The sequence below is a fragment of the Peterkaempfera bronchialis genome, assembly GCF_003258605.2.
In the GTDB taxonomy this organism is placed as follows: Bacteria; Actinomycetota; Actinomycetes; order Streptomycetales; family Streptomycetaceae; genus Peterkaempfera; species Peterkaempfera bronchialis.
Map to the genome: position 1 here is coordinate 3,798,472 of NZ_CP031264.1, position 20,203 is coordinate 3,818,674.

15 protein-coding genes, 1 tRNA gene and 2 pseudogenes are annotated in these 20,203 nt (G+C 69.5%); 7 read left to right on the forward strand and 11 right to left on the reverse strand.

The genetic code is table 11. From position 1 onward, the window contains the following. Positions 1 to 18: 18 nt before the first annotated feature. From C7M71_RS16860 to C7M71_RS30710, 5 genes are all read left to right on the forward strand, one after another. A tRNA-Thr gene (locus C7M71_RS16860) sits at positions 19 to 95 on the forward strand. Positions 96 to 586: 491 nt separating this feature from the next. Further along, positions 587 to 1,534, forward strand: coding sequence for an ABC-three component system protein (locus C7M71_RS16865; protein WP_111493035.1), 948 nt, complete (start codon positions 587 to 589; stop codon positions 1,532 to 1,534). Beyond that, positions 1,531 to 1,797: an ABC-three component system middle component 6 gene (locus C7M71_RS16870; protein WP_111493036.1), complete on the forward strand. Its 267-nt coding sequence runs from the start codon at positions 1,531 to 1,533 to the stop codon at positions 1,795 to 1,797. The genes C7M71_RS16865 and C7M71_RS16870 overlap by 4 nt, the downstream gene beginning before the upstream one ends. Then, positions 1,775 to 3,559: an ABC-three component system protein gene (locus C7M71_RS16875; RefSeq protein WP_111493037.1), complete on the forward strand. Its 1,785-nt coding sequence runs from the start codon at positions 1,775 to 1,777 to the stop codon at positions 3,557 to 3,559. The genes C7M71_RS16870 and C7M71_RS16875 overlap by 23 nt, the downstream gene beginning before the upstream one ends. Before the next feature lie 363 nt (positions 3,560 to 3,922). After that, complete coding sequence (locus tag C7M71_RS30710) at positions 3,923 to 4,171, forward strand: hypothetical protein (RefSeq protein ID WP_162824280.1); 249 nt, start codon at positions 3,923 to 3,925, stop codon at positions 4,169 to 4,171. A gap of 55 nt (positions 4,172 to 4,226) precedes the next feature. On the opposite strand, the pseudogene C7M71_RS16885 reads toward C7M71_RS30710, so the two are convergent. From C7M71_RS16885 to C7M71_RS16895, 3 genes and pseudogenes are all read right to left on the reverse strand, one after another. Beyond that, positions 4,227 to 4,648 (reverse strand): annotated as a pseudogene (locus C7M71_RS16885) (PIN domain-containing protein). A 121-nt stretch (positions 4,649 to 4,769) separates the two neighbouring features. Continuing rightward, a pseudogene (locus C7M71_RS33230) lies at positions 4,770 to 4,841 on the reverse strand (type II toxin-antitoxin system VapB family antitoxin); the annotation flags it as partial. Between the two features lie 19 nt (positions 4,842 to 4,860). Next, positions 4,861 to 6,312, reverse strand: coding sequence for a DHA2 family efflux MFS transporter permease subunit (locus C7M71_RS16895; protein WP_322975171.1), 1,452 nt, complete (start codon positions 6,310 to 6,312; stop codon positions 4,861 to 4,863). A gap of 94 nt (positions 6,313 to 6,406) precedes the next feature. On the opposite strand from C7M71_RS16895, the gene C7M71_RS16900 reads away from it, so the two are divergent. Further along, the gene (locus C7M71_RS16900; protein ID WP_111493039.1) at positions 6,407 to 7,144 is read left to right on the forward strand and encodes a TetR/AcrR family transcriptional regulator; all 738 of its coding nucleotides are present in this window, start codon (positions 6,407 to 6,409) and stop codon (positions 7,142 to 7,144) included. A gap of 244 nt (positions 7,145 to 7,388) precedes the next feature. Here the strand turns inward: C7M71_RS16900 and C7M71_RS16905 are convergent, their stop codons facing one another. The 6 genes from C7M71_RS16905 to C7M71_RS16930 form a co-directional block, all read right to left on the reverse strand. Beyond that, a complete protein-coding gene (locus C7M71_RS16905; protein ID WP_111493040.1) occupies positions 7,389 to 7,685 on the reverse strand; it encodes an acyl carrier protein in 297 nt (98 codons plus the stop codon). A gap of 13 nt (positions 7,686 to 7,698) precedes the next feature. Continuing rightward, positions 7,699 to 8,361 carry an FMN-binding negative transcriptional regulator gene (locus C7M71_RS16910; protein WP_111493041.1) on the reverse strand — a complete coding sequence of 221 codons (663 nt, stop codon included), beginning with the start codon at positions 8,359 to 8,361 and terminating at the stop codon, positions 7,699 to 7,701. 33 nt (positions 8,362 to 8,394) lie between these two features. After that, positions 8,395 to 9,921, reverse strand: a complete 1,527-nt coding sequence (locus tag C7M71_RS16915; protein ID WP_114914402.1) for a leucyl aminopeptidase family protein — start codon at positions 9,919 to 9,921, stop codon at positions 8,395 to 8,397. Positions 9,922 to 9,971: 50 nt separating this feature from the next. Beyond that, positions 9,972 to 11,921, reverse strand: coding sequence for a carbamoyltransferase family protein (locus tag C7M71_RS16920; RefSeq protein WP_111489538.1), 1,950 nt, complete (start codon positions 11,919 to 11,921; stop codon positions 9,972 to 9,974). Between the two features lie 85 nt (positions 11,922 to 12,006). Next, positions 12,007 to 13,125: an acyl-CoA dehydrogenase family protein gene (locus C7M71_RS16925; RefSeq protein WP_111489537.1), complete on the reverse strand. Its 1,119-nt coding sequence runs from the start codon at positions 13,123 to 13,125 to the stop codon at positions 12,007 to 12,009. After that, a complete protein-coding gene (locus tag C7M71_RS16930) occupies positions 13,122 to 17,645 on the reverse strand; it encodes a non-ribosomal peptide synthetase (protein WP_111489536.1) in 4,524 nt (1,507 codons plus the stop codon). The genes C7M71_RS16925 and C7M71_RS16930 overlap by 4 nt, the downstream gene beginning before the upstream one ends. A gap of 158 nt (positions 17,646 to 17,803) precedes the next feature. Here C7M71_RS16930 and C7M71_RS16935 point away from each other — a divergent pair, with 158 nt between their 5' ends. Continuing rightward, positions 17,804 to 18,319, forward strand: coding sequence for a GNAT family N-acetyltransferase (locus tag C7M71_RS16935; protein WP_175607699.1), 516 nt, complete (start codon positions 17,804 to 17,806; stop codon positions 18,317 to 18,319). Positions 18,320 to 18,322: 3 nt separating this feature from the next. Here C7M71_RS16935 and C7M71_RS16940 read toward each other — a convergent pair whose 3' ends face one another. Next, complete coding sequence (locus C7M71_RS16940) at positions 18,323 to 18,895, reverse strand: GNAT family N-acetyltransferase (RefSeq protein ID WP_162824281.1); 573 nt, start codon at positions 18,893 to 18,895, stop codon at positions 18,323 to 18,325. A 137-nt stretch (positions 18,896 to 19,032) separates the two neighbouring features. Beyond that, positions 19,033 to 19,968: a helix-turn-helix transcriptional regulator gene (locus tag C7M71_RS16945; protein WP_111489534.1), complete on the reverse strand. Its 936-nt coding sequence runs from the start codon at positions 19,966 to 19,968 to the stop codon at positions 19,033 to 19,035. Positions 19,969 to 20,203: the final 235 nt, after the last annotated feature.

A 20,203-nucleotide genomic window follows, 5' to 3' on the forward strand; every position in this document is an offset into this window, starting at 1 on the left:
ACGGCCAGCACTGGCACTGCCGCCTTAGCTCAGTTGGCCAGAGCGACGCACTCGTAATGCGTAGGTCAAGGGTTCGATTCCCTTAGGCGGCTCCACGGTGAACCCCAGGTCAGGCCTCTGACCTGGGGTTCCTTTTTACTGTTGACCTTGAAATTCGGGCTAAACGGACGCTGGTGGGTTGTGCCTCGCAATGCGTAGGTCGCAGTTTCACATGCTGTCGCCGATGGGTTGCCGCAAGGCTGTGGCCTGCTACTTTGCTCAGCTGAACCACGGAGTCCGTCAAGATTGTGATGTCGTCGGTGGACAGTCGGTGGACAGCTGTGCGTGACGGGCCGTCGGAAGCTCTCCCGCCGAGCCCGGCTCCTGGCGCCAGCCGGGCGGTCCGGGTGCTGTGATCAGCGGTCTCGCCCTGCCATGTGAACCCTCCTCCCGGACCATCAAGATCCGCTATCAGAGTGTCCAGGTCACAGGGATCACCTCAGGTAACGCCAGTGTCTGTCGCTCGTTGAGCCTCAAAGGGGTTACTTGGCAAGTGGTGGGGCCGCTACGGTTCTCGCGGGGTCGAGCTTGTAGGGGGGAGCTATCGGTGATCCAACATCAACTGCAGTACGCGCAAGGCCGGTTCCGGTGGATTGCTCAAGAAGCATTCGGGAACGAGTTCGAGAAGCTCTTCCACCGCGTGATGGAGCACTGCCACCCCGACTACCTCCCGATCAAGACGAGTGGTTCCCTCGGGGACCTCGGCGCTGATGGCCTGTGCACGCGTTGCCGTCGGCTCTACGCCTGCTACGCCCCAGAGACCTTCAGCGTCGCTAAGGTGCGCACGAAGTTCATCAGCGACGTGGAGAGCGCGATCGTCCAACGCCCTGAGCAGTTCGACACCTTCGTGTTCGTGCACAACGATCAGCGAGGCATCCACCCGGTTGTCGCAGGATTGCTGTCCGAGGCGGGCAAGGACTACCCAAAGATCTGCTTCCAGCAGATGGGGCCGCAGAAGATCTGGCACGAGGCGATGCGCCTCGGCCGCCCGGCGATGGAAGACGTTCTCGGCGAGAAGATCCCGATCGATGAGGTCGTCTACAAGATCGGCATGGCGGACATCGAGACCCTGCTCAAGCACCTGGCAGACAATCGAAACGCTCGGGCAGGGAGCGGTCCTGTCGCATTGCCCACTGTCGTCAAGGCCGACTTTAACGAGCTCTCACCCTGGGCGCGGCAGGTACTGCAGGACGGTCGCCCCTACGGCTACCTCATTGATCAGTATTACCGGGACGGCATGGATATGCGCGAGCGGGATGAGGTCGCGGACGGATTCCGCGCATACTACGACCTGGCCAGGGAAGAGTATGCCGCTGACACTGATGAGATCATGTGGCAGATGTTGCGGTATGTCCTTGGACAGGACGCTGGCAGTTGGAAGCGCGAGGAAGCGGCCAAGGCTGTCATTGCGTGCTTCTTTGACGAATGTGACATCTTCGAGGTTCCACCGGTTGGGTGGCAGCCGGTTCACACGGTCCAGGGAGGTTCCGCATGATCACCCCGACGAAGGGGATCGCACCAGACCGCGCCCTGCTTGCCGTGGGGGCCCAGGTGGTCATGCAGTTGGATCGCCCGCTCACTGTCAGCCAGACCTGGGCTCGTCTGCGGGAGTGGCGACGTGAGCACAACCATACGGCTCCGCTCTCCTTCGGCTGGTTCGTCCTTGCCCTGGACGTCCTGCACGCGTTGGGTGTTGTCGAACTGCGTGACGACTTGCTCACCGTGAGGAGGGGAGATGCTGCACCAACTTTCGGCTGACGATGATCGATTTAAGACTGTTACGTTCCAGCCGGGGCTAAATCTGTTGGTCGCCCAGACGACCGTGCTCTCCCGCGCTACGGACAGTAGGAACGGCGTGGGAAAGTCCAGTCTGATCGAGCTTCTCCACTTCCTCTTTGGAGCTCGGGCCGAAAGCAAGCATCTTGCTTGTCGGCGAGAGCTGCGCACAACAACCTTTTCCCTTCAGCTGGACTGGCCAGGTCGGGTCGAACTGCTCACGGTCCGACGTCGGGGCGCCGACGCGAAGAGGGTCACACTTGACCCGGACGTCACCGCTGGTGCGCCGACGCTGTATGCAGCACCGAAAACGGTCGCCCTGGGTGAATGGCAGGAACTCGTCGAGAGACACCTTTTTGGCCTCGGTTCTGGACATCCTGGCGTGAGCGGGCGCACCCTGCTGTCCTTCTTGATCCGCAAGGTGGGAGACCACGGTTTCAACGAGGCAGTGCGAAGCTTCTCCCGACAGCCAGAAGCCCAGGCAACGACCAACCTGGCCTATCTCTTGGGCCTGGATTCAGATCTGGCTGCCCGTTATCAGGATCTTGCGGCTAAGAAGGCTGCCCGTGACCAGCTCAAGAAGGCAGTCGACGACCCGGTCTGGGGCCGCGTAGTCGGGAAGACGGCTGATCTTCGCGGTCAGATCGCTGTGCAGACGGCGAAGATCAGAAGCCTGCGCGAGCAGATTGCGACTTTCCGAGTGGTGCCGCAGTACGAGGTGCTTAAGGAACGGGCCGATGTACTCTCCGCTCAGATTCGCGACCTTGGTACGCAAGACGTCATGGACCGGCGGAACCTGGATCACCTGGAGAGGTCCGTAGCCGAGACAGCCGACCCCGAGGTGCGCTATCTTGCGCAGGTCTACGAAGACCTCGGCGTCGCGCTTCCGGAGCAGACACTGAAGCGATTCCAGGATGTTCGTGAGTTCCACACAGCAGTCGTCCGAAACCGGCGCACCTATCTGCAGGAAGAGATTGAGGTCACGCGAGCTCGTCTCGATGCGCGACGGGCTGAGCGAGCGCGGTTGGACGATGAGCAGAGCCGTATCCTCAAGGAGCTGAGCGAAGGTGGCGCGCTGGATGCGCTGACGACGCTACAGAAAGCACTGGGCCAGGAGGAAGCAGCACTTGGCGCGCTGCAGCACCGGATGGCAGCCGCCCAGACGGTGGAGGCCAGCAGCCGAGAGATCGAGGAAGCCCGGCTCGATCTGACTCGTGCGGTGGAGACAGATCTGGAAGAGCGTCACGGCCAGATCTCCCAGGCGACGATTCTTTTTCATGAACTCGTCGAGCGCTTGTATGGCCGAGGCAGAGAGGCTTATCTCTCCATTGAGCCCGGCAGAAGCAGCCTTAAGATCACCCCTAAGATCGACAGTGACGCCAGTCAAGGCATCAACAAGATGGCGATCTTCTGCTTCGACCTCACGCTTGCCGTGATCGCCCACCGCGAAGGCCGGGCACCGGATTTCCTTGTCCACGACAGTCACATGTTCGATGGAGTGGACGATCGTCAGGTGGCGCGGGCGCTTGACTTGGCGGTGGAGATCATGGCTGAGGAGCGCATGCAGTACATCGTTACCATCAATGAGGACGACCTGGACAAGGCGCGCAATCGGGGATTCGACGCGAATCGCTATCTGATTGATCCGCTCTTGACCGATGCATACGAGGAGGGCGGGCTCTTTGGCTTCCGATTCGATGATCGGTTGAGGCATGAGGATTCTTCTGGTGCCGGCGCCAGGTGATCTTTGGTAGCAGCCTCTCGAAGTCGCGACGCTGATCCTGGGAGCCGATGTATGGTCGGCCACCATTGGACGGGATGGGTTAACCCGGTGACCGGCGGTGCCGAAGGCGAGGTGCTGCACCCGCTCGATTTCACCCCGTACAGCGATGCGCCATCGCGCGCCGCGTTCTCGGCCGAGGCCGTAGCCGCTGACCGTGACCGGCTGGCGTCCCAGCAGAGCTCGACGACGGCTGGGAAGTCACCTTCGACTCGTACAGCCCGGCCGGTGCCCTCGAGTGGCGCGGCTACACGACTGTCCAGTCGGTCACCGTGCTGTCAGAACGGCCACCTGTGACCGATCTCGTCGAAGGCCAGGTACGACGCCATGACAGAGGAATTGACGAAGGACCACGAAGCTGCGGAACGTGATCCCCGGGAGCACGGCTACTGCGTGCTCGAATCGGTGATCCCGGCGGCACAACAGACCGAACCGCGATACCGGATAGTCGAGTTGACCGAGCAGGAAGGCAGGGACGGCACTGCGTTCGTGACCGTGCGGCCTGGCCTGGGGCAGATTGACGCCTATCCTTCGCCGGCTCCGCCAGGACCCCGATTGACCATCGACATGTGGTGACTCGTACTTGTACGCAGGTCTGACGGCCAGCAGCCGAGGGCATTCGTGCCGACCGTCAGCGGTCGGCGGTGCCTGGCGGTACGACCCATTCGGTGGGTTGGCCGGTGAGGGAGGCGATCATGTCGAAGTCGCCGTCGTAGTGGAGCACCGTCAGCCGGTTCAGCTCTCTGCCGTGGCGGCGATGAGAAGGCCGGGGAGCGACAGCGTGCGGTGGTAGCCGGCGTTGAGTGCGTGGCGCTGGACCTCCAGTGCGCGGGTGAAGGTGTCGTCATCGCTGCGCGGGTAGTCGAAGGCGTGGAGCCAGGTGCTGATGCGCGTTGCCTCCGCGCTGTCCCGGGCTGAATGGGCCATCTCGTACTCGGTCGGCTGGCACACGGCGAGCACGTAGCGCTCGTGGAGCGGCTTGAGGACTTCCTTGACACTCGGTTTCATCCAGCGGGCGAGGGCGGACTTGTCGATCAGATAGCGGTCCTGCATCAGGCGGCGCGGCCCCGTCGCGTTTGAGGGAGCAGTGGTCGTTGCGGGGGCCGGTGCTCTCGACGATTTCGCTGAAGTCGAGCTCGCTGGCGTCCATGGCGTCGAAGCACTCCTGCCGCAGGTGGCGTTTGACGGCGTCTTCCATGGCGAGGCGCACGGCCTTCGCCTTTGTCCTGGTGCCGAAGATGCGCATGGCTTCGGCGACGCCACGCTCAGGCCTGGCCGTGCGCCTGCTGGGCGTGCCTGGGGAGAAGGCCTACCAGTAGCAGCGTCAGGAAGTTCAGGCCCGCGGCGATGCCGAAGACCAGTTCTGCGGCGGCGAGGTAGGAGTGGACGGACGGGTGTCCGACCCGGGCGAAGAACACCGTGCCGAGGGCGGCGACGCCGATGGCGCCGGCGAACTGCTGGACGGCGTTGAGCATGCCTGCGCCGGTGCCGACTTCCTCGGTGGTGGCATCGCCGAGGATGAAATCGACCAGCGGGATGAACACCAGGCCGGAGCCGAAGCCGGTGAGCAGCAGCGCGGGCGTCAGCTTCCAGGCGGTGATGTCGGTGCCCCAGTGGGTGATGGACCACCACAGGGCCAGCAGGCCGATGACGGCGATGGACAGCCCCAGGTGCAGGCTGGCGCGGCCCAGCTTCTCGGCGAGCACGGCGCCTGCGAGCAGGACGGCGACGGCGGTGCCGAGGGCCCAGGGGATCAGCGTGAGACCTGTCTGGAGCGGCGTCCAGCGCATGCCCAGTTGCAGCAGCAGGTTGATGACGAGGACGAACGCGCTCAGCGATGCGTAGAACCCGGCCACGAGCATCAGGCCGACGACGAAGCTGCGCTTGCGGAACAGCGACGGTGCGATGACCGGGTGCTTGCTGTGCCGTTCGGAGACGACGAACAGTGCGAGCAGGACGACTGCGGCGGCCATCATGACGTAGGTCCAGGCGGGCCAGCCGAGGTCGCGTCCCTGGATGAGCGGGATGATGAGCAGGGCCGAGGCTGCGGTGAGCAGGCCGACGCCGGTGAGGTCGAGGCGGGCGGTCGGGTCCTCCCCGCCGCTGCGGGGCAGTACGCGCCAGGCGAGCGCGGCGGCGATGATGCCGAACGGGACGTTGATCAGGAAGATGGAGCGCCACTGGCTGCCGAACAGGTCCAGGTGGAGCAGCCAGCCGGCCAGGATGGGCCCGGCCACGGTGGCCAGGCCCATCAGCGGGCCGATCGGCATCAGTGCCTTGCGCAGGTGCTGGGGCGGGAACACGACCTTCATCAGGGCCAGACCCTGCGGGATCATGACCGACCCGCAGAGGCCCTGCACCGTGCGGGCGACGATCAGGAAGACCACATTGGGGGCGAGACCGCAGGCCAGCGAGGCCAGGGTGAAGCCGGTCATGCCGAGCAGGAACAGCCGTCGGCGCCCGAGCAGGTCCCCGAGCCGTCCTGAGGTGACCAGGCCGAGCGCGAAGGCCGCGGTGTAGGCGCTCAGCACCCACTGCACGGTCACCTGGCCGCCGCCGAGGTCGGCGCGGATGGACGGGCCGGCGAGGTTGGCGACGCTGGAGTCGATCAGATCCATGATGTCGGCCAGGAACACGACGGCCAGGACGAGCCATGCGGTGCGCAGCGGCAGGGTGCTGGTGGTGGGCGCTTGGGAGGGGTGCTGGGTAATGGACACGAACACCGTTCTACAGTGGAACGCTGTTCTGAACAACACGAATCGTGTTCTTCGTGACCCAGAACACTGTTCGTCGGTTCGCTAGACTGCCCGTATGTCACCGACTCCGCAGCAACGGCGCGCAGCGCGGCACCAGCTCGGCACCGGCTCGACCGCACCCGCGGCCCGGCGTGGACCGTCCGGTGGGCGCAAGAAGCCGATCACGGTCGATGCCATCATCAGCACCGCGTTCGGCATCGTGGAGAGCGAGGGGTACGAAGCCCTGACGATGCGGCGCCTGGCCACTGAGCTGGAGACGGGACCGTCGTCGCTCTACGCCCACGTGGTCAACAAAGAGGACCTGGACGAACTGCTCATCGGCCGTCTCTGCGCCGGGATCGACCTGCCCGAGCCGGACCCCGCCATCTGGCGGCAGCAGCTCATCAGCGTCTGCACCCAGCTGCGCGACCAGTATCTGCGGTACCCGGGTATCTCCCAGGCGGCCTTCGCCGCCGCTCCGTCCAATCTGGACACGCTGCGCGTCAGTGAGGGAATGCTCGCCATCCTGCTCGCCGGGGGCATCGACCCGCAGGCTGCCGCCTGGGCGATCGACTCACTGTCGCTCTACGTCAACGCCTACAGCCTTGAGGTCTCCCTGCTCAACAGGCGACTCCGCCGCAGTGACGACGGCTGGGTCGTCAGCCGAGACGAACTGCTGCGCCGATTCGCCGCACTGCCCGGCACCTTCCCCCAGACCAGGCGCTATGCCGCTGAACTCACCGCCGGAACCATCCACGACCGTTTCGACTTCACCATCAACCTGATGATCGACGGGCTCTCGGGTTCACGGTGATCGATCAACTCCTGGCTGAAAATGGACCGTCCGGGTCGGTCGCGCGGTCCGGCATATGAGCAGAATGGCTGTCGGTCTTGCGTGGTGATGTATGCACCGCCGATTATGGATACAAGCGGGATTCTATTGCGAGGGTGGGGTTGTTGCCATGAACACCGTGTGTTGCTGTTTCTGTTCCGTCGAAACGGTGCTCTTGATGGATGACTTGGCCTGGGGCTGATCGGTCGCCCCAGGCCAAGTCGTGTCACAGCTCGCCGACCTCGCGTGCGTCACGTGCCGCGATGAGATCCAGTACGTGCCGGGAGAGCCCGTTGAGCGTGGGGTTCTCCGCGATGGCGAGTACGCTGAGGGGGATCCCTAGCTCCTCTCCGACTGCGGTCGCCATCCTCATGGCCAGCAGTGAGGAAGCCCCGAGGGAGAAGAAGTTGTCCCCCTCCTCGATACGCATGTCGGGCTCTCCGAACAGGTTCTGCCACGTGCCGGAAATGCGTGCGCAGACCTCGTCGTAAGTGGGGTCGGCCGGAATGTGGGAGACGGTCATCGTCGAGCCTTTCTCACCGGGTGGAACTGTCCGGGGTGAACTTGTCGGCGTTGTGGGCGTGTATGAGGTCGGCGATCTGGGCCGAGGCGTCGAACGGCCGGCTGCGAAATCCGGCGATCTGGGCGCCGATGTCTTCCGCCGACTTGTTCTGGCTGTACTTGAATATCCCGTCGATATGGTCGACGGGCAGCTCGAATGCGACGATCTTCGTACGGAACTCCTCGACCAGCTCCCGGGGGACCCGGTCCAGCGTCCACGGCTTCTTGGGCAGTCGGCGGGCCTCCTCGGCCGCGATGAGGTCGTCGATCTGTCCGAGCTGCCCTTCGTCGTCCAGCAGCCGCGCCCGCCCGTAGACATGCGCCGCCGAGTAGAGCCAGGTCGGGAAGTGCTCCTCGGTGGCGTAGTCGTCGGGGCAGATGTAGGTGTGCGGGCCGAGGAAGGCGACCATCACCTCCGCGCCCTCGGCGAGCACTGGCACCACGGGGTTGACCTTCGCCAGGTGTGCGCGGAGCCGGCCACGGGGACCGTGCTCGGGTCCCCGGTCCAGCACGAACGGGATGTGCGTGCCGTGCGGGCGGCCGTCGACCACGGCGGTGAGCAGCCCGAAGCGGTGCGCTTCGATCAGCTTGTGCTGCCGGTCCAGGTCGTCCGAGCGGTAGAGCGGCGGTGCGTACATGGGGCCATCCTCGGGTCGGCTCGGGTGCGGCTGTCAGCGGGTGCAGAGCCAGCGGGCCAAGGTGCCGGTGCCGTAACCGGTGGCGCCGGCGTTGTAGTAGCCGTCGATCCTCGGAGACCAGGCCGGTTCCGTGATCTCCAGGTGGGCCCAGGCGCCCGGCGGGGCGAAGCGGCGCAGAAAGGCGGCGGCCGTGGCTCCGTCGCCGCTGGGCGGGCCGGCCGCTCGGAGGTTGGCGAAGGGCGCCAGAAGCTCGTCGTCGTACTCGTCGACCAGGGGCAGCCGCCACAGCAGCTCCCCGGCCTGGTACCCGGCTGCGGTGAGGTCGGCCGCGAGTCCGTCGTCGGTACTCCAGAGTCCGGCGGCCTTCGGGCCGAGCGCGGCGGCCACGGGCAGGCCGAGCGCGGAGACGCCGACGGTGCGGTGGGCGCCCAGCCGCGCGGCCAGGTGCAGTGCGTCGGCGAGCATCAGGCGTCCATGCGCGTCCTCGTGGTTCAACTCGACGGTCGCGCCGGAGGCGGTTGTCACAAGGTCCCCGACCCGCAGGGCGCCCGGCCCTGCGGCCTTCGCCACGGCGGGGATGAGCAGCTGCACCTCCGACCGGCCGCCGACCGCTGCCAGGGCGGTCGCAGCGCCGAGTACCGCGCCGGCGCCCGCCATGAACTTCTTCGCTCCCTGGACCGCGCCGCCCGAGCGGAGCACGCCCCGGTCGTCGTAGGTGAGGCCGAGGCCGATCACCGCGACGGGCGGGCCGACCGGCGCGGCCGGGCGGTAGTGGAGCCGGATGAGGCGGGCCGGATCGGCGCCGCCGGCCGCCGCCGCGCAGAAGCCGGTCAGCCGTTGCTTGCGGCACTCGGCCTCGTCCCACACCTCGACGGAGAGACGGCTGCCCGGCGTGGCGAGCCCGACCGCCTCCTCGGCGAGCCGCTGGGGCGTGATCAGGTTGGCCGGAGCGGCGACGAGTTCGCGGGCCAGCACCACGGCGTGGGTGAACGCCTCGGCCCGGCTGAGCATCCGGCCGGTGTCGGCGGCGCCAAGCAGCTCGACCGACTCCGGCTCCTGCGGCAGGTCGGAGCCGTAGTCCGCGCGGAACCGGTCCGGCAGTACATTCCACCGTCCGCAGTGGACGGCCAGGCTGAGCCCCTCCGCGAGGTGTTCGACGAGGTCGAGACCGGGCCCGCCGGGGCCACCGCCGTCGGGCCCGGGGACGCGCCACGACGGCAGGGCCACGGCGACCCGCCGGTTCGGCCCGCTGGTCAGCGTGCGGGCCACCGCAGCCCCGGCCCGCCGCGCGGTGTGCGGCGTCACCTGCTGCGCCCTGCCCAGGCCGAACAGCACCAGCCGCTCGCACCGGCCGGGCAGCCCCGGACCGGCGACCAGCTCGTCCCGGGCACCGCTGAAGGAGCCGTGGGCCAGGAGCCGGGCCACCGCGTCCCGAAGCGGCGCGTCGGCGCCGCGCGGCCACGACAGCCCGGACGGGACGTCGTCGCCGGCGAACACGCCGAGCGCAAGGACCTCGCCCGACCACCGGTCCGGTGTGAGCGCGGACGTCGTCAGCTTCACCAGGTCTCCTTCATCAGGTCTCCGGTTCTTCAGGGTGCCGGATCCGGGGCTCAGGCGCGGGTGATGCGCAGGCCGCCCATGTACAGCGCGTCGAGCTCGGTCTTCAGAAAGAGGTCAAGCGCCTCCTCGGGCAGCTCGACGATCGGCTCCCCCGGGCCGTTGAGCGAGGTGTTCATCACCACGGGTACACCGGTCCTGCGGTGGAAGGCGGAGATCGCCGCGTGGTAGCCGCCCGAGGACGCGTCCACCGTCTGTATCCGCGCGGTGCCGTCCACATGGGTCACCGCAGGGATCTCCGTGCGCCGGACCGTCGCGTTGAAGAGCATGTACGGCGACGGCAGTGGGGTGTCGCGGAACCACTCGGCGGCATGTTCGGCGAGGACGGCGGGGGCGAACGGGCGCCAGTGCTCACGGCTCTTGATCCGGTTCACCCGAGGCCAGTTACCGGCGTCCCGTGGGTCGGCCATGATCGAGCGGTGCCCGAGCGCACGCGGGCCCGCCTCGCTGCCGCCCTCGAACCAGGCGACCACCAGGTTCGCGGCGAGGTCGTCGGCGGCCCGCTCCGCCATCTGGTCGACCCCGCCGAGGTCCTCCACATGGATGCGGTCGCCCACCGCGGCGACCGCCCGCTCGACGTCTCCGTGCGTCGGGGCGCAGCCGAGGTACGGGGACGGGAAGCGGCCCCCGTCCGACGGCTCCGGCAGCGGGTTGCCGAGGATCGAGTGGTGGACCGCGAGCGCCGCTCCGATGGCGATGCCGCCGTCGTCGCAGGCCGGTTCCACGAAGACTCGCCGAAACGGTCCCTGCTGGGCGATGTGGCTGTTGGAGGGGCAGTTGAGTGCGGTGCCGCCGGAGAGGCAGAGCGCGGGCACGTCCATCCCGGCGGCCCCCAGGGAGGCGTGCAGCGCCCGTACGGCCTCCATGCGCACCTCCTCGAAGAGCTTCTGGGTGCTGGCGGCGATGTCGGCGTTGATCGGCGCCGTCGCCTGCTCGGGATTGCCGTACGGGGTGAGGTCGTAGCCCATCCGCTCGGCTTCCCGGCGGCAGTGCCGCAGCCATGCGGTGGCGATGTCCGCCGGGAAGCGCCCGCGCAGGTCGGCGTGGTTGCCCACGAACCGCGACGAGTGGAAGCGGGGACGGCCGTAGGCGGCCAGGCCCATCAGCTTGCCGGCCGGGCCCACCACACCCAAGCCCAGCGCAGCGCCGACGCGGTCGTACAGACCGCCCAGACCCAGGTGGTGTGGGCTGAGCGGGTACAGTGCCTGCTCCCGGCCCAGGTAGTACATCCCGCTGTGGTAGCTCTCGCCCTCCGCATAGCCGTCGTGGGTGAGCACCGCCGCCTGCCGGAAGCCGGAGCCGTAGTAGACGCTCCCCGCGTGGGCGAGGTGGTGGTGCACCGCGTAACCGGGGATGGCGACCCCGGCCAGCGTCACCCGGACCGGCAGGTGGAAGCCGAACCTGAACCGCTCCTCGACCCGGGCGGGCGCGGCTGCCAACTCGGCCAGACCACGGCCCTCGTCCCACTGCGGTGTGGTCGTGAAGTCGTCGATCCAGGGCGTGGCGGAGATGTCCGCCCGCTCGACGGAGCCGTACTCCGGGTAGAGCCGGGCGTAGGAGCGGCCCAGCCAGGTGGCGGCCAGGTCGGGGTCGTAGAGGAAGTCCAGCAGCGTCCCGCCGCCGCGCCGTGCGGCGGCGTCCAGCTCCTCCTCCAGCAGGGTGCACGGGCGGCCGAAGTCGTCGGTTGCCGGGTACGCGACGGAGAGCGCCGCCGGGTCGTCGACGATGAGCTCCACATTCTGGGTGGAGCAGACCGCCACCGCGTCGAGGTCCGAGGCGGGGATGCCGGCCACGTCCAGGGCCCGCCGGACGGTCGCCACGTCGAGCGTCGCGGCGTGCTTGACCCGGGTGTGCCGCTCGCGCAGCACATATGAGGCGATGACACCGTCACGCACGACCGCCGCAGCGGCGTCGTGACCGAAGTGAAGGCCGAGGACGATCATCGAGTCTCCTGGTGCTGCGTCCGGAAGGGGTCATCGGTGCGTCGGGTCGGTGCATCGGCAGGGGAGGTGCTGGAGGGCGTGAGGGTCACATCAGCGTGAGCCCGCCGCCGCCGAGCCAGGTGTCCAGCCGTTCCCGTACCGAGATCTCGGCCGGCGGGTGGAAGGCCAGGCCACGGCTGGCGCCGAGGGCGTCGAGCCCCTCGCTCCCGGTCACAAAGGGCATCCCGCCGGCGAGTTCGAGGGCGCGGTCGGTGGCCTCGGCGATGGCGCGCTGGGCTGTGTAGCGGACCAGCAGCGCGCGCCCGAGCAGGTCGTCGTCGCACCGGCCGTCGTCCACCTCACGGGCCGTGCACTCCAGCGCCGCACCGGCCGTCTCCAGCGGGGCCAGCGCCGCCACCCGGTCGCCCGGGGTACCGCGCTTGCCGCTGAGCACCCGCTCCACCTGGCCGATGGCGACCCCCAGGTAGGCGGCGGTGATGAGCAGTTGGAACCAGAGGAGGTTGGAGACGAACCGCCCGGAGGACAGCGCAGCGTCGCCCAGCGGGATGATCATGGAGTTCGGGACGTGCACGCGGTCCAGCTCCACCGCATCGGTCTCGGCGGCGCGCAGCACCCGGTTACGCCAGAACGGCTGCCGCCGCAGCCCGGCAGCCGTCGCCGGGATCATCAGGATGAGCAGCTGGCCCTCGTAGGCGGTCCCGGCGGGCGCGATCGCGGACATGGACAGCAGGCCCATCGAACCGGTCAGCGAGCAGGGCCGCTTGGACCCCGACACGGTCACACCGCCGTCGGCCGCGCAGACCTCGATGCCCGGCGTGAACAGGTTCCGGCCGACCTGGCCCTCCGCGCCGCAGGACGCGACGAGGTGGCGGGCCGTCACCACCTCGCGCAGGATGTCCGCGGCCTCCGCGCCCAGCGCACTGGCCAGCCAGGCGACCTTGTAGTGGTGCATGGTCGACGCGACGGCGAGTGAGGGCGCCCGGCTGCCGATCGCCTGCTGGAGCCGCACCCCGTCCCGGCAGCCCAGACCGGCGCCGCCCATGGCGGTCGGGATCAGCAGATTGCCGCCGCCTGCCCGGCGGAAGGCCCCGAGCACCCCGCTGTCCGGGTCCTCCGCCGCCGCGACGCCCAACCGCGCCAGCCGCTCGTCGAAGCCGGGCAGGCAGCGTTCGAGCAGGGCGCGCTCGGCACCGAGCAGGGTCATCCGCGCGCTCCTTGCACCTGGAAGGGAAGACCGGCGCTGCCGACGGCGGCGGTCTGCTCGACCACCTCGGCGATCCGGTCGGCCAGCCGCACCGCGCCCGCGCCCCGGACGACCGAGAAGTGGTCCTCGGCCACCGTCCGCACCGTGAGCGGCAGCGCGGTGGGCCGCGCGGTCGGAAGCGCCCTGTCGAGCGGCATCAGGGCGGGGAAGGCGTCGTGCCGGGTGCCTTCGGCCCGGATCAGCAGCCAGGGCGGGGCGGGCCGCTCGGCCGGCAGCGCGGCCTGCCAGCCGACCGGTACATGGCGCTCCAGGATTTCGGAGTTGTCGCGGTAGAGGGTGAAGAGCCGCAGCAGCTCGGCCGGTTCGACCGGGCCGTCCAGCAACCCGGCGGCCACCAGGGCGTCGTGGGCGGCGAGCAGCCGCTCGTCGTCGGTCGCGCCCGGGGCCCCGGCGGGAAGCCGTTCGGCGAGGTCGCCGCGCCCGGTCAGGTCGCCGAAGAAGCCGGCCAGCCGGACGGAGAGGTCGGGCGCGCATGCGTCGGGACGGCCGACAAACGCATCGACGGTGGTCAGGGAGGTCACCGTCCGGCCCGCACGCTCCAGGAGCACCGCCGTGTGCAGGGCCACCGCGCCGCCCATCGACCAGCCCGCCAGGTGCAGCGGGCCCGTGGGCAGCGCCCCGAGGAGGGCGCGGGCGTAGTCGCGTGCCATGGCGTCGACACTGTTCGCGGGGTTGCTCCGGCCGGTCGGCCCGGCGGCCCGCAGCCCGTGCAGCGAGACCAGCGCCGCTGTGCTGCTCCGGGCCTGTACGGCGGAGACGATCGGCTGGTAGCACAGCACATCGCCGCCGATCGGATGCACAAACACCACATGCTGCGCTCCGTCGCCGCCCAGTCCGACCAGCGGCCCCGGGCCGTCCCCGGACGCCGTTCCGGCGTCACAGCCGAGCAGTGCCGCCTGGTCGCGGACCGTCCTGCTGGCGAAGAGCGAGGCGAGCGGCAGCCGCCTGCCGAAGACCGTCTCGATCCGGCGGAAGAGCCGCACCGCGCCCAGCGAGTTGCCGCCGAGGGCGAAGAAGTCGTCGGTGACATCGCACACGGCCGGGCCGAGCAGTTCCCGCCAGAGGTCGAGCAGGCGGGCCTCCGTCCTGGTTGCCGGGCCGCGCCGGTGCCCCTCGGCCGGGCCGCCGGGGTCCGGCCGGTCGGACCCCGGCGCGGTCCGTACGGCGTCGGCCAGCCGGTCGAGCAGCGCCTTGCGGTCCACCTTGCCATTGCCGCTCAGGGGCAGTTTGGGAAGGTCAAGTACGAGCGAGGGCACCATGTACGGCGGCAGTGCGCGGCCGAGCGCGGCCCGTACCGCCTCGCTGTCAGGCTTGGCCTCGCCGTCGGGCCCGGCCGTGCCACCCGGCCCGAGGTCGGCCCACTCGGGGCGGTCCCGGACGGTGAATGCGGCGAGGAACGGTTCACCGCGTGAGGTGTCCACCAGGGCGACCGCCGAGCAGATGCCGGGCAGCCTGGTCAACTGGGCCTCGATCTCGCCCAGTTCGACCCGGTAGCCATTGATCTTCACCTGCTGGTCGGCGCGGCCCAGGAACTCCAGGACGCCGCCGGGCCGGTAGCGGGCGCGGTCGCCGGTGCGGTACAGCCGCTCGCCGGTGCGGGGGTGGTGGAGGAAGGCGGCGGCGGTGCGCTCCGGCTCTTCGAGGTAGCCCGAGGCCAGCCCGGCGCCGCCGATGTAGAGGTCGCCGGGCACCCAGGTCGGGCTGTCGGCCTGACCCCGGTCCAGGACGTGCATCGTCTGGTTCGCCAGCGGGGTCCCGTAGGGGACGCTCTGCCAGCCGGTCGGCAGGTCGGCGGCGGGGAAGATGTTGGACCAGATCGACGCCTCGGTGGCCCCGCCCATCACCACGACCTCGGCACCGGGGCAGGCGTCGGCCAGCCGGTCCAGCAGCGGCAGGGGCACCCAGTCGCCGCTGAGCATGACCAGGCGCAGCGAGGAGAGCAGCTCGCGGGCCCGGTCGCCGAGGTACTCCAGGGTAAGCAGCAGCAGGGCCGGTACCGAGTTCCACACGGTCGCGCCGTGCCGGTGCACGTACTCCGCCCAGGTCTGCGGGTCCGGTACGGGGCTGTCCGGCGGGCAGACCACCGAGCCCCCGCAGCCGAGCAGCGCGAACTGGTCGAAGACCGACAGGTCGAAGGCGAGCGAGGAGACGGCGAAGACCTTGTCGCGGTCGCTCAGGGCGAAGCGCGAGGTGAGGTCCTGAAGCGTGTTGACCACCGCCCGGTGGGTGATGGCCACGCCCTTGGGGTCGCCGGTCGAGCCGGAGGTGTAGATGACATAGGCCGTGCGGTCGGGGGAACCACCGGGCGCTTCGCGGCCGGGGTGCCGCCGCGCGGGACCGCCCGGGGGGACCGGGCCGTCGTTGACGGGGATGACGCGCACCTCTTCGGGGAGGCATGCGTCCAGCTCCGGCCAGGAGTCGCCGACCAGCGCGCGGGCGCCGCTGTGCCGTAGGACGGCGCTCACCCGCGCTGCGGGCCAGCCCGGGTCGATCGGCACATAGGCGCCGCCGGCGCGCAGCACTCCCAGCACGGCGACCGACTGTGCGCGGCCTCGCGGCACCCGGATGCCGACCAGGCGGGGCCCGCCGGGGTCGTCGCCGACGCCCAGCGTGCGCAGCCGGAGCGCGAGTGCTGCGGAGGCCGCCTCCAGTCCGGCCCGGCTCAGGGTGCCTGCGGCGTCGTGCACGGCCGGCGCGTCCGGTGCCGCGCCGCAGGACGCCACCGCAGAGGAGTGCAGGGTGCCGGAGGGCAGCGGCGTACCGGTGTCATTGGCCCGCAGCCGGTCGGCCAGCTGGGCGGCGGGCAGCGCCGGCGGCCCGGGCCTGGACCACTCCTCCTGGGCGTCGGCCAGGGCGCGCAGCCTCGCCTGGTGGTAGTCGGCCAGTTCCTCGACCAGGCGCGGCGGATAAGCGTCCTCGGCGTAGTCGAAGTTGCAGACCAGCTCCCCGGCCTCCTCGTAGACCTGGTGGTCGAGCAGGATCTGCGGGGTGCTGATGGAACTGTGTACAAGCGCGGCGCCCGGCAGCGGCAGCAGAAAGCCGCCCGGGGCCCCGTCGACCAGGTCCAGCCCGCTGGTGAAGACCACCGGCGCCGGGCTGCCGGTGCCCGCCCTGAGACCTTGCAGGATGCGGCTCACCTCGACGCCGGAGACCTCCAGCTCGGCCAGATCGGCGTAGAGCCCGCGTTGCACGAGGCGGCACCGGTCGGTGAAGGCCGCCTCTGGCTGCGACGGGCCGTAGCCGACCAGCACGGTGGTGCTGGCGTTGCCCCAGACCCGGGCGATGTCCGGGTGGCTGCCGGGGCGGTGCGCGGCCAGGACGGTCAGTACCCCGGCGGCTCCGTCGGACCAGCGGTGCAGCGACTCGACGAAGAGCCCGAACAGCGCGCTGCCGGCGGGCAGGCCGGCGGTTGCTGCATGCGCCCGCAGGCGTGCCCATGAGGCGGGGTCGAGGCGGGTGGAGAGGCGTCGCAGCGCGCTGCCCCGGGGCGGCTCGGGCTCGGCTGGGCTGTCGGCGGGCGGCTGCGGCGGGAGTAAGGGTTCGGCGGCCGGCACGGGGACGGGCGGTTGCGGCGCGGAGGGCAGTACGGCGGAGGGCAGCGCTGGGGCGGGCGGCAGTTCGACGGCCCGCCGCTCCCAGTAGCGCCGGGCAGAGCGGTGCGCACCGGCGGCTCGCCGCTCCTCAAGCCCCCGGACGTAGTCTCGGAAGGAGAGCACCACGGTCTGCGGGAGGTAGTCCGGATCGGCGCAACATCGGGCCAGTTCGGTGAAGAACAGCTGGGTCGTGACGCCGTCGAAGGCGATCAGCCGCAGGGCGATCTGGAGCCGGGCCGTGCCGTCGGGCAGCAGGACGAGGCGGACCAGGAAAGGGCGCCCCTCGGCGTACGGGGGCAGATCCTCGGCGAGGCGTTCACGCAGCAACAGCAGTTCCCGCTCGGCCGGCCCGCCGGGCAGCGCCGTCAGGTCACGCCGGTCGACCATGCGTGGCTCGGGCCCGTCGTGGACCGGCCGGATCTGCTGGGTGCCGTCGGCGGAGACGGCCAGCCGCAGCGCCCCGTGCGCCCGGCGCAGCAGGCTGAGGGCGGTCTGCAGCGCGTCCGGGTCCGGCAGCGCCTCGGCCGGGAAGGCGTACTCGTGTACGAACACCGCAGGCGCCGAGTGGTCGTAGAACTCCTGCTCGCCGATCAGATACGCCTGCTGGAGGTCGGTCAGTGGGAAGGGGGCGTGCGCGGACTCGGGGGACGCGGTGAAGTGCCAGCCGTCCTCGGCGCGCTGCGCCTCCTGCCGCAGAAGCGCGATGAGGTCCTCGCGGCAGGCGCGGACCTCCCTGCGCAGTTCCTCGGTGAGGGCTCCGGGCGGGGCTGAATAGCGAAGTGCCCCGTCCTCCAGGTGGAGGACGAGTCCGGCGGCGTGCAGCCTGTCTCGAATATCGGCTGCTGCGGAGAGAGGAGAGCCCGGCATAGATCTTTCTCCCTAAACCGTCGAGGGAACGGTGGAATACTGCTGGCCCGCTGGGTTCCTGTACAGGATCGTTGGCCGTCCGCCTGCGGACATGTCCACTTCCGGTATGGCCGGAGTAGGCCCCCGGGCACCCGGCTGTTGGTGCTAGCATCTCGAACATGTCGGAAATGGAATTCAGGGACCTGGCCGTCCGCCATCCGGTAGCCGATGATCATCCGTCTGTTCTGCGGGTGCTGGACCGCTGGTGGGGAGGGTTCGAGGGCAGTACCGGAAGTGTTCAGCGGGCGCTGCTGCTGCCCCGCCTGTTCTTCCAGCATTTCGCCGACAGCAGTTTCATTGCAGAGCGGGACGGCGAACTGGTCGGATTCCTGGTGGGATTCCTCTCCCAATCGAGGCACGACGAAAGCTATGTGCATTTCGTCGGAGTGTCGCCCGAGGAGCAGCGCGGCGGTCTCGGCCGGTATCTCTACGGTCTCTTCTTCGACTACAGTCGGGGTCACGGGCGCAGTGTGGTGCGGGCCATCACCTCGGCCGCTAATTCGGGCTCCTATGAATTCCACACCCGTATGGGTTTCGACGTGGAGCCCAGCCCTGCGGAATTCGAGGGGCGCCCTGTCCAGCCGGACTACGACGGACCGGGGCTGGACCGGGTCTCCTTCGTCCGCCGGATCTGAGGTCTAGCCGCACAGGTCCGGGTGGACCATGCCGAGGATCGCGGTGTCGTGGCGCACGCCCTTCACGTCCTCGTAGCCGCGCAGCACGCCCTCGGGAGCGAAACCGGCCGACTCCATGGTCCGGCGGCCGACGGCGTTCTCGCTCAGGCAGAGCGCGGCGATCCTCAGCAGGCCCAGTTCCCGGAAGCCCCAGTTGGTGAGCAGGGCGATGGCGCGGCGCGCGACGCCCCGGCCGCGCGCGCCTGCCGCCAGCCAGATGCCCAGTTCGGCCCGCCGCTGCGGCAGGTCGATGTCATGCAGACCGACCCAGCCGAGGATCTCCGGGCCGCTCTCGCGGTCGGTGACGGCCAGGTCGACGGTGCCGGCCGTGGACTGGGTGGCGATCCAGTTCCTGGCGTCCTGCTCGCTGAAGGGGGACGGGAAGGGCGTCCAGCGGGCTACCTCGGGGTCGTCGCCGGACCGGGCCACCGCAGGGGCGTCGGCCATCCGCAGCGGGCGCAACCACACGACGCGGTCGGTGAGTCGGGGTGCGCCCACCAGTATGCGTGGGGGCGGTGCCACGTCGGGGAAGGCCATCTGATTCCCTGTCTTCGGCGGTGCGGCGCACGGGGGCGGCAGCAGGGTCCGTCCTCGTTCATCCAACGGAGTGCGGGGGCCCGTGTCCATGCCCGGCGCCTGTCCGGGAAAGGCCGTTTCCGCGACCGGACAGCCCCTTAGATCAGCGACAGCATGGCGCTTCTGACACCGGCCTCGAAGCGGCTGCGGGCACCGATCTTCTCCAGGATCATGGTTGTCATCCGCCGCAGCGTCCGGGTGGAGATGCCCAGGGCGCGCGCCACCGAGTCGTCGGTGTAGCCGGCGGCCAACATGCGTAGCACCGCCTTCTCCCGGTCCGACAGGTCCACCCCCTCCTCCGCGCTTCCGCTCCGCACCACCGGTCTGCCGTGCAGCCAACAGTGTTCGAAGGCTTGGCGCAGCAGCCAGCAGACCTCGTCGCCCCTGATCTCCAGCGCGGACAGCCCGGCGCCCTTGACCGGGGCGGTCACATAGGCGAGCACCTGGTCGACCAGGATCAGCCGGAACGGCAGGGTCGGCGTCACCCGGACCTGGCAGCCCGACTCCTGGAGCGCTTCCAGGTGCGCCTTGGCGTATGGCACCCTGTCCATGGCCTCCAGATGGATCGACCTCATGGTCACGCCCCGTTCCAGCACCGAGCGGTTGCGGGCCATGCTGGCCTCCAGCGCCTCCTTGGGCAGCGGCGCCCCCGGATGCATGGAGAGGATCTCCGACTGCACGGTCACCGACGCCCCGTGCAGCGCCGCCGAGATGCGCTCCTCGCCGGTCAGCAACTGGATCCGGGTCTCGGTGCTGGACTTCGCCTGGAGCTGCATCATGTTCGCCGCCAGCGCGGAGATCGTCGAACGCCGCTCCTGCACGGCGGAGATCCATCTCGCGGCGCTCTCCTCCTCCACCGCCAGCAGCCAGGCGACCGCGGTCTCGGGCGCGACCGGGGTGAAGCCGCGGGAGTCGGAGGTCGCCCGCAGCAGGCCCGCCTCCAGCAGGGTGTGCAGGGCCAGTTCATAGCCGATCTGGGAGAGGTCGAGTTCGCGACGGGCCTGGTCCGGCGTCCAGTCGGGATTGTTCAGCATGTAGCGGAACAGCTGCTGAGACCGAGCGTAAGCATCGTCTCGCACGTCATGCCCCCAGTGTCCGTGTCCGAGATCCCCATCGCATGCTAATACCCCGTTCGCGATCGTGACCGATGCGATCGCCCGGCGCCCGAATGCCCGACTGCCGTCTGCCGCTTGGCGGTCGGTCGGCGGTCGGCTGGCGGTCGGCGCTACTCACAGCGGGGGTCGGGGGCCGCCGGGTTGTCCGGTTGGG